The 13034-nt window shown below is 64.9% G+C and carries 9 protein-coding genes; 6 read left to right on the plus strand and 3 right to left on the minus strand.

Annotated elements, in window-relative coordinates; all coding sequences use genetic code 11:
- The first annotated feature begins 40 nt into the window (after positions 1–40).
- From RWX45_RS12180 to RWX45_RS12195, 4 genes are all read left to right on the plus strand, one after another.
- Entirely contained in the window at positions 41–781 is a 741-nt protein-coding gene (locus RWX45_RS12180) for a rhamnan synthesis F family protein (RefSeq protein WP_316023986.1), read from the plus strand.
- Positions 782–790: 9 nt separating this feature from the next.
- Complete coding sequence (locus RWX45_RS12185) at positions 791–2851, plus strand: glycoside hydrolase family 99-like domain-containing protein (protein WP_316023987.1); 2061 nt, start codon at positions 791–793, stop codon at positions 2849–2851.
- A gap of 431 nt (positions 2852–3282) precedes the next feature.
- Positions 3283–4698: a C39 family peptidase gene (locus RWX45_RS12190; RefSeq protein WP_316023988.1), complete on the plus strand. Its 1416-nt coding sequence runs from the start codon at positions 3283–3285 to the stop codon at positions 4696–4698.
- A 30-nt stretch (positions 4699–4728) separates the two neighbouring features.
- Positions 4729–5988 carry a hypothetical protein gene (locus tag RWX45_RS12195; protein WP_316023989.1) on the plus strand — a complete coding sequence of 420 codons (1260 nt, stop codon included), beginning with the start codon at positions 4729–4731 and terminating at the stop codon, positions 5986–5988.
- Between the two features lie 159 nt (positions 5989–6147).
- On the opposite strand, the gene RWX45_RS12200 is transcribed toward RWX45_RS12195, so the two are convergent.
- Entirely contained in the window at positions 6148–7470 is a 1323-nt protein-coding gene (locus RWX45_RS12200; RefSeq protein WP_316023990.1) for a UDP-glucose/GDP-mannose dehydrogenase family protein, read from the minus strand.
- Between the two features lie 240 nt (positions 7471–7710).
- On the opposite strand from RWX45_RS12200, the gene RWX45_RS12205 reads away from it, so the two are divergent.
- Positions 7711–9087 carry a hypothetical protein gene (locus tag RWX45_RS12205; RefSeq protein WP_316023991.1) on the plus strand — a complete coding sequence of 459 codons (1377 nt, stop codon included), beginning with the start codon at positions 7711–7713 and terminating at the stop codon, positions 9085–9087.
- A 64-nt stretch (positions 9088–9151) separates the two neighbouring features.
- On the opposite strand, the gene RWX45_RS12210 is transcribed toward RWX45_RS12205, so the two are convergent.
- Both RWX45_RS12210 and rfbA read right to left on the minus strand, forming a co-directional pair.
- The gene (locus RWX45_RS12210; protein WP_316023994.1) at positions 9152–10594 is read right to left on the minus strand and encodes a bifunctional dTDP-4-dehydrorhamnose 3,5-epimerase family protein/NAD(P)-dependent oxidoreductase; all 1443 of its coding nucleotides are present in this window, start codon (positions 10592–10594) and stop codon (positions 9152–9154) included.
- 112 nt (positions 10595–10706) lie between these two features.
- Positions 10707–11579, minus strand: a complete 873-nt coding sequence (gene rfbA / locus RWX45_RS12215) for a glucose-1-phosphate thymidylyltransferase RfbA (protein ID WP_316023992.1) — start codon at positions 11577–11579, stop codon at positions 10707–10709.
- A 126-nt stretch (positions 11580–11705) separates the two neighbouring features.
- Here rfbA and manA point away from each other — a divergent pair, with 126 nt between their 5' ends.
- Positions 11706–12893: a mannose-6-phosphate isomerase, class I gene (manA, locus tag RWX45_RS12220; protein ID WP_316023993.1), complete on the plus strand. Its 1188-nt coding sequence runs from the start codon at positions 11706–11708 to the stop codon at positions 12891–12893.
- Positions 12894–13034 lie beyond the last annotated feature (141 nt).

Below are 13034 nucleotides of genomic sequence, written 5' to 3' on the forward strand. Positions count from 1 at the left end.
AGGGCGTGTGCACATCGAACGCGGCAGGCCTAGCACCGTCGTGAGCTCCGACCGAGTGGCGCTGGTGGCTCAGTTCTCCATCGGCCCGCTTCAACCCAAATCGCTGTCCGAGTACCTGCTGCGGTTGGACGCCGCAGGATATGCGACCGTCGTGATCTCGACCTGCGAGGCTGCCGAACCACTGGAGTTCCCGGCGGGGATCCCGGCGGACACCATGATCATTAGACGGCCAAACCTTGGCTACGACTTCGGGTCATGGGCCACCGCGCTGGGGTGTTTCCCCGAGCTGCGCGCCGCCGGGACGGTGCTGCTCACAAACGACTCGTTGCTGGGCCCATTCGCCCCGATCGACGAGTTGCTGGAGTGGGCCGCAGCGCCCGGTCCGGATATTCGCGGCCTGACCGCCTCGTACCAGTTCGCCCACCATATTCAGAGTTTTTTCCTGTCCTTCAGGGGCGGAATACTGGACGAACAGCCGTGGTGCGACTTCTTCAACGCCGTCCGTGTGGAACCCGGCAAGGACGACGTCGTCATGTCGTATGAGATCGGAGTATCCCGGCTAGCCTTCGCCGAGTGCTACTCGAGCGAGGTGTGGGTGACTGGCCCGGAGCTGGGAGTGCCCTACGGAAACCCTACTGTCGATGGCTGGAAGAACCTCATCGAGTCTGGCGTGCCGTTTCTCAAGCGCACCATCATGACCCATCCGTCTACCGAGGCGGAAGCAGCCGAGGCAGCTCAGTACATCCGGCGGCGGTTCGGAACCGACGTCAACGAGTGGTAAGGACCTGTGATGACCAAAGTCACCAAGACCGGGCTCGTACGACGAGCTAGCTACTTCGCGGCCAGGGGACGCAATGCCCTCGCCAACCTGGTCGTCAGCGGCAGCATCCACGGTTATCAGAGCAAGCACTGTGCGGACTTCAACGAGTACGTCTCACGGTTGGGGGGACGCCAGAACTCCGGGTTCCCGGACCACTGGCGGGTGGACGAGTCGCTGGTCAATGAGGATCCGGCGCGGGTCGCCGTGGTGATCCACTGCTTCTACCCGGAGCTCATGGATGAGCTGTTCGAGCACCTGAGCGTCATCCCTGTGGACTTCGACTTGTTCATCACCAACGCCTCCCAGCAGGAGCTATCTGTTCCACGGGAACAGCTGCCGCATCTGGGACACGTATCCGTCGTCGAGGTGGCCAACCATGGGCGGGACATCTTCCCGACCGTACAACTGATCAACGCCGGATTCCTCGACCCGTATGACATCGTGCTGAAGGTACATACGAAGCGAAGCCCCTGGCGGGAGGATCATGCGGAGCTCGCCGGCGACGGCGCCGGTTGGAAGGACCAGCTGCTGAGTGACCTGCTCGGATCGGAGCAGCGGGTGAAGGATATTCTCAACGCCTTCGCCGCAGACTCCTCCTTGGGTCTGGTTACCGCCGACGATTGCGTGGTTGGCCCCGAGTTCTGGGGCGGGGATCGGCACATCGTCGAGCAACTGTTGCGCAGGCTAGAAATGTCGCTGGATGACCCAGACGCCTTGCGCTTCGCGTCGGGGTCCATGTACTGGATTCGTGGCTTTGTACTGCAGGGGCTGCGCGCGCTCAACCTGCAGCACGCAGACTTCGACGAGGAGAATGGACAGGTCGACGCCACCACGGCTCACGCCGTCGAGCGCCTGCTGGGTATCCTGACCGAGGAAGCGGGCCTGCGAATGGCCGAGGTGGCTGAACTCGGGAAGCAGGACGTACGCGTTGCTGACGCATATACACGCTTCGCACGAGGCGCAGGCCGATACGCGCGCGCCCAAGTAATCCCCTTCTACCTGCCACAGTTCCACGACTCTCCGCAGAACAACCGCTGGTGGGGGCAGGGATTCACCGAGTGGTCGAATGTCACCGCGGCGATCCCGGGATACCGGGGGCACTACCAGCCGAAGCTGCCGACCGAGCTCGGTTTTTACGACCTTGCCAACGATGAGGTTCGACGCAAGCAAGCCGTTCTGGCTCGCGATCACGGCATCGCCGGCTTCATGTACTACTACTACTGGTTCTCCGGCGAGAGACTACTCAATGTTCCGATTGAGCGGTTGCACGCATCCGACCTTGATCAGCCCTACTGCATCATGTGGGCGAATGAGAACTGGACGCGTCGCTGGGATGGAAGAGCCGCGGACATCCTCGTCGGCCAGGATTACACCAAGGTTCCGGCCGAGACCTTCATCGACGACGTCATGGAGTTCCTGCTTGACCCGCGCTACATGCGTATCGACGGTAAAGCCGTTCTCGCCGTTTATCGCCCGGCACAGATGACCAACTTCCCGGATGTGGTCGCGACCTGGCGCGAGAAGGCCCGTGAGGCGGGAGTCGGGGAACTGTACGTGCTTGCCGTGGCAGTGGCGGAGGAGTTTGACGGCATCCAGGCCCTTGGCAGCGAGACCGGCATTGACGGCACTCTCCAGTTCCCCCCGCACAACCTGCCCTGGGTGGCTGGCCCTGCGACTGAGGTTGGCCTCGACTCGCGTTGGCGCGGTAACTTCATGAGCTACCAGGAAACCGTCAAAGCGTCGTTGGCACTGTCGGGAACGCTCGATGACAGCGAGTATCCGGGAGCTATGGTCGCCTTCGACAACACGGCGCGTCGCCAGTGGACGGCGGACACGTGGTACGGCTCGAACCCGTACACCTTCCGTCGCTGGGTGGCAGGACTCATCGACTCGGTGATGTCTCGGGATCCGGAGCACCGCGTGGTCTTTATCAATGCGTGGAATGAGTGGGCGGAGAGCGCCGTACTGGAGCCGACCACGCGCTTCGGACGGACTTTCCTGCTTGCTCTCCGGGACGCCGTTTGGTGCTGAGCGGCGGCCTGAACGATGCCAAAGGCCGGGGCCGCCCGGCCATCTCCTTCGGCCCGGTGCGCACGAGACAGCCCTCACTCGTGCAGCCATGCCCTCGTTTTTGAAACGGTATTGAAGCATGCTGGAAGAAGGCTGTGCGGTAGCCTGACTTAGGTTATTACTCGCCCATTCCAGGCAGGTTCTTCCCCATGCGGCATTACGCCCCTTGGGCACCACGCGCTGTTGTGCTGTCCCTCATCGCCTCGCTAGTTCTTCTAGCTCCGATCGCCATTGCCGATCCCGCTGTGGAGACGACGGCGACGCCTACGGCAACCGGGACCGCGACGGCGGGTCCAGATGATCCGCGGGATGCAACTGCGCCGTCGCAGACCGCGTCGACGCCTACGGAGACATCTGTGCCCACGGAAGCAACCTCCGAAGCGACTCCGGGCGTGAGCGAGAGCGTCCTACCTCCCGACACTGCGGGCGATGACCCTGGAACAGGGCTAATGATGACAACTCCGGAGGAGACGGAAGCCAGCTGCGCCGTGCCCAGCGGGGTGGCTGCAGGCGCCTCCAACGCTCGCGGTACGGAGAAGAACCTCGGCAGTACCTATTACTTCGCTAATACTTTCACGTCCAAGGCGACCTCCGTCATCACCTACGGTCGCGCCAATGACATGGCGCTGGTCGGTGACTGGAACGGTGATGGGAAGGACACCTTAGCTGTCCGCCGCGGCAATTACTACTTCTTTTCGAACAGTCTGTCTGGCGGTGCAGCGGACGTCGTCATCATTTTCGGACGTGCTACGGACCAGGTCATCGTTGGTGACTGGAACGGTGATGGGAAGGACACTCTCGCGGTACGCCGCGGGAACCAGTATTTCATCCTCAACTGCCTTCGTGGGGGAATCGCGGATACACAAATAATCTACGGAGGTGCTGCGGACCAAGTCATGATCGGTGACTGGAACGGTGATGGGAAGGACACCTTAGCTGTCCGCCGCGGAAAAGAATACCATGTGTCCAATACGCTCGCGGGCGGCCCGGCGGATGTGGTCATTATATATGGGCGTGCGGGCGACGAGGTATATGCCGGTGACTGGGATGGCGATGGCAGGGACACCTTCGCCGTGCGGCGCGGCAACGTATTCCATATAAAGAACTCGATGGCGGGCGGAAAAGCCGACCAGCTGCTGTCCTACGGGCGGGCCACAGACCTCGTTCTGGTGGGCGATTGGGACGGTGATGGCAGGGACACTTTCGGGCTGCGACGTCCGCCGGCCGCTAAGCCCGTTCAGACTCTGTTTACCTTCAATATCACCTGGGCCGGGCAGCCGAATAATTTCTTCTGCGGACCGACCTCGGGTTATATGATCTTGCGTTACAAAAATGCCGGTAAATCGAAGGCTACCGGCGCTTCTTTGACCATTGAAAATGTTGCAACTGCGATGTCTACGCGGCGCTATGGGTATACCTCCTTCCACGACCGCAAGTTCCAGCAGGGCATGAACGCATGGCTCGGCAAGAGTGTTTACTCCACGATCCATACGCCGACTCCCTCGGTAGTGCAGACGAAGGTTAAGCAGTCGTTCGCGAAGGGGTATCCGGTGGCTGTTGACGAGCAGGAGCGGCGTGGAGGCCCGCACTTTAACGGTCATAGCAACTCAACGTTCTCGCACGTCATGGTTGTTACCGGCTATAACGCGAAAACCGATGCGGTGCAATTCGCCGACCCTGGTGCGACGCTTTGGGGTGGTGCTTCGCAGAAATTCTGGTATCCGTCTTTGACAACGTTTACTCGTAATTTTCTCCAGTACGAGTACGTCAACGACGGACGCCAGCACATCGGAATTTTCACCCCGTGATCGTAAGGGCAGACCATGACAACGATACGGATGCCCAGTAGGCGTCAGGTTCTCGCCGCCATCGGTGTCTTCTCCGGGATACTTGTTGGCGGCTGCAGTCGGGGCAGGGTGGCAACCGAGCCGACGAAAGCAGGCACCGGTGCTGCTTCATCTCACGGCGCCACCGCCACCGGGACGAAATACGTCTCCACCTTGCCGTTTTCATTGGTCGGCACGTCGGTGACTGTCACCCCGATAGAGGTCAAGCAGACGGCACAACCGGCGGGCTGCTCACCTCAGTGGACTTTTGGTGGAGACTACGCCCAGATCGGCGTGCTGCCGCTTTCTGCCTCCGAGGTGTTCGGATCCGTGAGCTCCAATCCGAACGTGCTCATGTCCTACGCCCCTGCCGTCATATCCGCCGCTGGAGCCGAGACACTGACCCCTGAGCCTCCCGATGTCGTTGATCCGGCCGACTACTTTGAGCCGCAGGACGGCTCCGCTACTGACGACTGGATTGTGTGGCGGTCTGCCACGGTAAGTACCGATTCGGAAACCTCATCTGTTATGGACAATTGGCAGCTGTGGGTCTACCGCAGGGCGGAGGAGGGGGAAGCTGTTCTTGTCGCTTCTGCCGAGGAATTGAACGGAACCACTGAGACACCCGTGGGACCGCTCGAGGTCGTGCCTACGACGGACGGCAGCAGTGTGTACTGGGCATCCGGAGTCGCGGTCGGTGATATCTGGGTGCGGCAAGTCTTGTGCTACCCGCTCAATGGGGGGAAGCCTGCCACCGTCGTCGCCAGCGGCGACCTTCCCGCCGCCGTTGACGGCGGCGTTCTCTTCGCGGTGCCAGATGCCGAGGGTGCGCTGACGACACTCGCCCGTTGGGAGCAGTCGACGGAGACGGTCGACACGATCCTGTCGGTCACATCTGCGGACTCGTCGTGGCAGATCGCGGGTCTGTGGGCTGCCGGGGACCACCGAGCCGTTGCCGTCTCGTCAACAACCGCGGGAACGGGAACCTACATCGGTCTGTGGGATGAGGGACAGAAGGCACCAACAACCTGGCTGCACACGCCGTCGACCATCATCGTCGGTTCGGCAGGTGACGCCCGCTTTGCCTGGGGATCTGGCTCGGACGGGCAGGAGGCCGACATGTACGCCGTAGCCTGGGACGGAACGGGACTGGTCTGGCTCGGCGAGGCGATTGGCTACTCGCGCCCGGCGCTCTCGCCTGACGGCACCACGGTCCTGGTCCCGACGAGCGATGGGATGAACGCAGTCAGCTGGACGGTCGCTTCGTTCTGAACCGGTTTGCCATGCTCACCACAATCCAGGCCGAAGCCGGGCGCTGAGGCATTGCAGCCGAGCAGGCGGATTCCGCCAGACCAAAGCTGGTGGGCGACTTCGCGGGAGTAGTCGCCGAACGGATGCTGCTGGGGAGACCGGGTGGGGTTCGGCCGTGGCTCAGCGCCGCCCGATACCCACGTAGGCGAAGCCTGCGGCCTTCCAGTCCTCGCGCGGTAGCGCGTTGCGCCCGTCGATGACGATGCGCCGTGCCACGAGCTCGGCCGCCTTGGCAGGATCGAAAGTGGTGAACTGCTTCCACTCGGTGCCGAGCACAACCAGGTCCGCGCCCTGGAGCGCCGACTCGATGGAGTCCGCGATCTCATAGGGCAGTCCCTCACGATCGGCCAGGATCGGGCTCGCCGCCGGGTCCATGACTACTACCGAAGCGGACAGATCGGTGAATTCTCGAGCCAGATCGAGTGCGGGAGAATTGCGCATGTCGTCGCTGTCGGGCTTGAACGCGGCGCCGAGCACCGCCACACGGATGCCGGCAAGGTTCTCGCCCAGTAATCGCTTGGCGGTGTCCACCACCGAGTGACGCACGGCGTCGTTCACCTTGTCCACCTCGGCCAGGAAGCCGAGCGACTCACCGACCCCCAACTCGTTGGCGCGGGCCTGGAAGGCACGGATGTCCTTAGGCAAGCAGCCGCCGCCGAAGCCGATACCGGCGCGCAGGAAGCGCTTGCCGATACGGTCGTCCAGCCCGATGGCACCGGCGAGGGCGGTCACGTCGGCACCAGCGGCATCGCAGATCTGCGCCATGGCGTTGATGAAGGAGATCTTGGTGGCCAGGAATGCATTGGCGGAGATCTTCACGAGTTCCGCGGTCTGATAATCCATCACCAGCCGGGGCTTACCCGCCTCGATAATGGGCCGGTACAGCTCATCCAGGACTGCTTGCGCGTCTGCTGCGGCCCGCTCGTCTTCGGGCAGCCCGTAGACCATACGGTCGGGGTCGAGCGTGTCCTTGACCGCGAAGCCCTCGCGCAGGAACTCAGGGTTCCACACCAGCGTCACGCCGGTGGGGGCGATTTGCTCGGCCAGGCGCGCGGCGGTCCCCACCGGGACGGTCGACTTGCCGGCGACGATTTCCGGGCCGTCGGTGCACTGACCCAGATGAGGCAGCATGCCTTCAATCGCGGCGTCCACATAGGTGAGGTTGGCGGCGCCCGTCTCCGACTGCGGCGTGCCCACGCCGATGAAGTGCACCTGTGCGCCGGCGATGGCCGCGTAGTCGGTGGTGAAGGTCAGGCGGCCTGCCTCCACGTTGCGGCGCAGGACCTCTTCGAATCCAGGCTCGAAGAAGGGGGCCTTGCCCTGGGACAGCAGCTCGACCTTGCGTGCATCGACGTCGACGCCGACCACTGTGTGACCGAGCTCGGCCATTGACGCCGCGTGCACGGCACCCAGGTACCCACAACCAATGACGGAAATACGCATGCAGGCAGGCTAGCGGACCGGCACCGGTTTTGGCTGCATATCCAGGCGGCAACGTAGCCCTGGTTTCGGCCGAGTTGCCCACAGTAGCGGGGCGCGGGTCACGTTTGTGTGACTGTGACGACGCGGCGGGTTGCAACCTCCTATGGTGAGCCGGTGCGACATGCGAGAACTCGGAACAGCGCGCCGGGCGCGGGGGCTGACGTCGACTCCCCTTCCTGGGCGGCAGGTTTCTCAGGAGCCGTGAGAATCCAACGGCTGGTGGTTGTGGGCTTCATACTGTGTGCCGCGGGCCGCGCTTTGCTGATACCACTGTTCGGCAGCGTTGACGAGGTCAATCATCTCGACTATGCCTTCCAGCTCTGGCACGGGCACTGGCCTGACTTCTCCGAAGGTCCTGTCATTCCGGGCTCGGGCCCCAAGACGCCTCTGTCGGTGCAGGCGGTCTCCCAACACCCGCCGCTCTTCTATCTGATCATGGCCCCCTTCGCAGGTCCGCTGACAGACTCCTTTGGGGTGCTTGTCGCAGGCCTTGCTGCCAGGGCGGTCAACGTGGTGCTTGGCGCCGCGGCCGTAGCAATGATTGGCTACGCGGCGCGGGTCGCCTTTCCCAACAATCAGCTACTCGCTCCTGTCGCGACATTGATCGCTGCACTGTGCTGCTCGATGCTGGGGGTCTCGGGGGCCGTCTACAACGACACCTTGGCAACTCTGCTCATGGCTGCTTGCATCGCCCTCACGTGCCTATTCATCCGGCTGGGTCCGTCACGGCGTCGCTGGGCTCTGCTCGCCGTCGTGTGCTGTGCCGCGTTGCTCACCCGTTTGTCGCTGATGGTGGTTGTCGCCGTCTGCATGCTCGCAATCGTTTCTGAGGGGATGGTGCGGGGACCCGGGAGAGATCGCTGGGGGCGGTGGACTTCCTTGGTCAACGGCGTTGGCGTGGGCCTGCTGGTCGTGCTCTCCTCTGGCTGGTTCTACCTGCGCAATCTGCGTCTGACCGGCACGATCACCGGCGGGCACCCGGAATGGGCGGCCGAGCATTTCAACACCGTCCAGATCTCGGTGGCCGAGCTCATCATGCGCCCCGAGACCTGGCAGCGTCTGATGTCGCTATTCGTTCCCGTTCCAGCACTGGGTCGGATCGGACTGGTACTCATCGTGTTGCCCGCCATCTGTGGACTTGGGGCAGGCGCCGCGGCGATTGCGCGTCAGCGGGTGACGCGGGCGGACCTGGCCGTGGCCGGCCTGCTCGGTACCGAGGCCATGCTCATAGTGGCGATGCAGCTGAAGTATTCGGCCGGGGGAGGCGGTCTGCACCCGCGTTATCTGCTGCCGACGCTGCTCACGTTGGCGATTGTGATGGCAGGCGGACTGACTTGTTCACGTCGTTTGGCCGGGATCGTCACCGGCGTCTGGTTCGCCGTGTGGGCGTTGTTCTTCGTGCCCTGGTGGTGGCAGCAGGCCCAGCAAGGCTTTGCCGCGCCTGCTGGAGGATTCCCGGCCTGGCCCGTGCTCGCAACCCTCTTGCTGTGTGCAGCGCTCGTGGTGTGGACGGTGGCAGTAGTCCGAATTGGCAGGCTAGGAAGATCCCGACGCGGTACCGCTGGAGGGATTGCCTAGAAAAAGCACTGCGGGGCGCCAGTCACCACTCGGATGACTAGCGCCCCGCTGGCTGCTCACGCCCTCACAGTTCGATGGTCGGCACGTAGGCGTCCAGGCGCTCCATCGAGTTCGCGGGCGTGAAGCCGGTCGCCTCGATCTTGCTCAGGTCCAGGGCGCTCTTGAGTGGCCGCGGAGCGATGCCGTCCTGCCCGGCGTAGTACTCCGCGGTGGTCACCGGCGTGACCTCGTCGGCGCTGTGACCCACCAGTTCGAAGACCCGCTTGGCGACGTCGCACCACGAGACCACGGGTCCTTCCCCGGAGAGGTTGTAGGTGCCGTACTCGGCGCCGGTGCGCAGCAGGTGGATGATGCCGGCGGCCAGGTCCGTGGTGAAGGTGAGCCGGCCGGTCTGGTCGTCCACCACCTTCGGGGCGATACCGCGCGCGGCTAGGGAAGCCATGGTCTTAGCGAAGTTCTTGCCGTCGCCCACCACCCAGGAGGTGCGCACCAGGTAGTGGTTCGGGGCGGCCTGGGCGGCGGCGTCGCCGCCCGCCTTGGACTGCCCGTAAACCCCGAGCGGGCTGGGCGCCTCGGCCTCGGTGTGGGGCTCGAGCTCGCCGTCGAAGGTGTACTCACTCGAGATGTGTACGAGGGTCAGCCCGTGACGGGCCGCCTCGCGGGCCAGGTTGGCCGGCCCGGTGGCGTTGGCGCGCCAGGACAGGCGTCGCCCGTCGGTGGTCTCCGCACCGTCGACGTTCGTCCAGGCGGCGGCATTGATGATGATGTCGTAGGCGGACCAGTCCCAGGCGGCCATGGCCTCGGCATCGGAGATGTCGACCTCCGGAAGATCCACGCCGGTGGGGGAGTAGCCGGCCTGCGGCAGCTGCTTCATGAGCTCGCGACCCAGCTGTCCCTTGCATCCGGTCACCAGGACGCGCCTGCCCGGTGCCACGGAGGGAACGGCGTCATCGGCGGGGAAGGGGACGACGTCGGCCAGGCGCGGGTGGGCCCGGTCCTTATCGGACTGGATCGCCTCCTCCAGCGGGATCGGCCACGGCACGGCGACGGTCTCGTCGGCGAGGTTGAGGAAGGTGTACTGGGCATCGGCGGACCAGTGGTCGTTAACCAGATAGGTGTAGGCCGTGTTCGGCTCCAGGGTCTGGTAGGCATTGCCCACGCCCTTGGGCACAAACACCGCCACCGACGGATCAATCTCGGTGGTGTACACGGTGCCGAAGCTCGGCCCCTCGCGCAGGTCCACCCAGGCGCCGAACACCCGGCCGGTGGCCACCGAGACGTACTTGTCCCACGGCTCGGCATGAATGCCCCGGGTCACGCCGACCTCGTCGTTGAAGGAGATGTTGTTCTGCACCGGTCCGAAGTCCGGCAGCCCCAGCGCCGTCATCTTCTCCCGCTGCCAGTTCTCCTTGAACCAGCCGCGGTTGTCCCCGTGCACGGTCAGGTCGATGCGCAGGAAGCCAGGGATCGGGGTCGTCTCCACGCCGAGCGGCTTGAGCAGCTCCATGCCCTTGTCCGTGGCGTCGGTGCGGTCGGTACTACCGGTGGTGTCAGTCATGGGTCTTTCGTCCAAATGGTGTAAGGATGCGGTTCGTGGGATGGGGCGGGCGCCAGCGCCGTTAGCGCCGTCCGCGTTCGAGCAGGCCGAGTAGGTACTGACCATAGCCGGACTTGACCAGCGGCTCGGCGCGCTGGCGCAGACCGTCGTCGTCGATGAAGCCCATGCGCCAGGCGACCTCCTCCGGGCAACCGATATTGAGGCCCTGCCGGTGCTGGACGGTGCGCACGAAGCTCGTGGCGTCGGCCAGCGAGTCGAAGGTGCCGGTGTCGAGCCAGGCGGTGCCGCGGGGGAGGACCTCCACGGTGAGTCGGCCGGCCTCGAGGTAGGTGCGGTTGACGTCGGTGATCTCGTACTCGCCGCGCGCAGAGGGGGTGAGGTTCTTGGCGATCTCGACGACGTCATTGTCATAGAAGTACAGGCCGGGCACCGCGAAGTCGGACTTGGGCTGGGCGGGCTTCTCCTCGATGGAGATGGCCTTGAAATCGGCGTCGAACTCGACCACGCCGTAGGCGCTCGGGTCGGCGACCTGGTAGGCGTAGACGACGCCGCCGTCGGGGCTGGTGTGACGCCGCAGTCGGGTGCCCATGCCGGGCCCGTAGAAGATGTTGTCGCCCAGCACGAGGGCGGCTGCCTGGTCGCCGATGAAGTCGGCGCCCAGCACGAAGGCCTGCGCCAGACCGTTGGGGACCTCCTGCACCGTGTAGGACAGGTTGACGCCCAGCTGAGAGCCGTCGCCGAGCAGCCGGTGGAAGCTGGCCGCGTCGTGCGGGGTGGTGATGACCAGGACGTCTTGAATGCCCGCGAGCATGAGCGTGCTCAGCGGGTAGTAGATCATCGGCTTGTCGTAGACCGGCACCAGTTGCTTGGAGGTGCCGAGCGTAATCGGGTTCAGTCGCGTGCCGGAGCCGCCGGCCAGGATGATTCCTCGCATGGGCACAGTCTGGCCCATCAACACCCATCGGCGCCGCAACTGAGGCGGACGGGTTTTTATGTACGTGTCACACCAGCCCGCCCAGACTCCTGCCACCACCGGTCCGGTCCGCTACCGTTGGCGCCCATGGAACGTCTTGACGGCGCACGCCAGCGCTACGACTGGGGCTCACCCGAGGTCATTCCCGAGTTCCTCGGCGTCGAATCGGACGGCGAGCCCTGGGCCGAGCAATGGTTCGGAGCCCACCCGGCCGGACCCACCCGCGCCGGCGACCGCACCCTTGCTGCCCTCATTGACTCCGACCCGCAGCGCCTGCTCGGCCAGGACGTCGTGCGGCGTTTCGGCCCCAAGCTGCCCTACCTGCTCAAACTCATCGCCCCCGCGCGGGTGCTGTCCCTGCAGGTGCATCCCTCACTGGAGCAGGCCGTCGAGGGGCATGAGCTGGAGAACGAGGCCGGCATCCCACGCGACAGCCCCGTGCGCAACTACAAGGACACCAACCACAAGCCGGAGATGGTGCTCGCGCTCACCCACTTCGAGGCGGTTGCCGGCTTCCGCGCACCGCGACGCGCGGCGGAGGTCCTGGCGGACCTGGACTCCGCGCTGGCCCGCCGCATGCGGCGCACCTTGCGCCTGAACCCGACGCGCTTCGGCATCCGGCAGGTGTTCACCGATCTCATGTCCGCCGCAACCCGCCCGGCGGCGGAGGAGATCGCGGAGCTCGTGACCGAGATTGATGCCCGGCTCGCGGCGGGTGCCTCTCCCTCGCGGCGGGTGGACGCCAACGTCATCAGCATGGCGCGGGCCTTCCCCGGCGACCCGGGTGTCGCCGCGGCCCTGCTGCTCAACCCTGTCACGCTGCGGCCGGGTGAGGCCCTGTTCGTGCCCGCGGGCAGTGTGCACGCCTACATCACCGGCCTAGGGATTGAGATCATGGCCTCCTCCGACAACGTGCTGCGGGCGGGGCTCACCACCAAACACGTTGACGTCCCGGAAATGCTCGCCTGCGTCGACTACGTGGCAGCGCCGCCGGTGCGCCCCGCCCCCGAGTACCTCTCCCGCGCGACCCGCGCCTACTACGCGCCGGTGGATGACTTCGAACTGTTGGTCACCACCGTGGTCCCCGCAGACGGGCCCACCCTGGTGCCGGGCCGCGGGCCACGGATCGTACTGGCAACCGAGGGAACCACAACGATCACCACCCCGGTCGGGCGGGAGAAGCTCACGCGCGGCCAGGCCGTGTTCGTCGGCGCCGACGAGCGCACCCTGGCCATCCAGGGGGAGGGTACGGTCGTCCAGGCCGACGTACCGTAAACGCCCAGCACCGGGGCGCAACGGGCCGCGCCTGGGCGCAACGGGCCGAGCTGGCCCGGCCGCTCCTTCGGCGAGCCGCCGGTCCCGACGCCTTACCGGTGGGCGCTCTCCTGGCGGGCGGCGGCGGCGACGAGGTCGGCA

Origin of the sequence: Actinomyces sp. MRS3W (assembly GCF_032465695.1) — a bacterium.
Taxonomy (GTDB): Bacteria; Actinomycetota; Actinomycetes; order Actinomycetales; family Actinomycetaceae; genus Actinomyces.

Excerpts from the sequence above, each read along its gene's own strand:
- RWX45_RS12185 (WP_316023987.1), top strand. The coding sequence starts at position 791 with ATGACCAAAGTCACCAAGACCGGGCTCGTACGACGAGCTAGCTACTTC.
- RWX45_RS12195 (WP_316023989.1), top strand. The coding sequence starts at position 4,729 with ATGCCCAGTAGGCGTCAGGTTCTCGCCGCCATCGGTGTCTTCTCCGGG.
- RWX45_RS12200 (WP_316023990.1), bottom strand. The coding sequence starts at position 7,470 with ATGCGTATTTCCGTCATTGGTTGTGGGTACCTGGGTGCCGTGCACGCG.
- RWX45_RS12210 (WP_316023994.1), bottom strand. The coding sequence starts at position 10,594 with ATGGAGCTGCTCAAGCCGCTCGGCGTGGAGACGACCCCGATCCCTGGC.
- rfbA (WP_316023992.1), bottom strand. The coding sequence starts at position 11,579 with ATGCGAGGAATCATCCTGGCCGGCGGCTCCGGCACGCGACTGAACCCG.
- manA (WP_316023993.1), top strand. The coding sequence starts at position 11,706 with ATGGAACGTCTTGACGGCGCACGCCAGCGCTACGACTGGGGCTCACCC.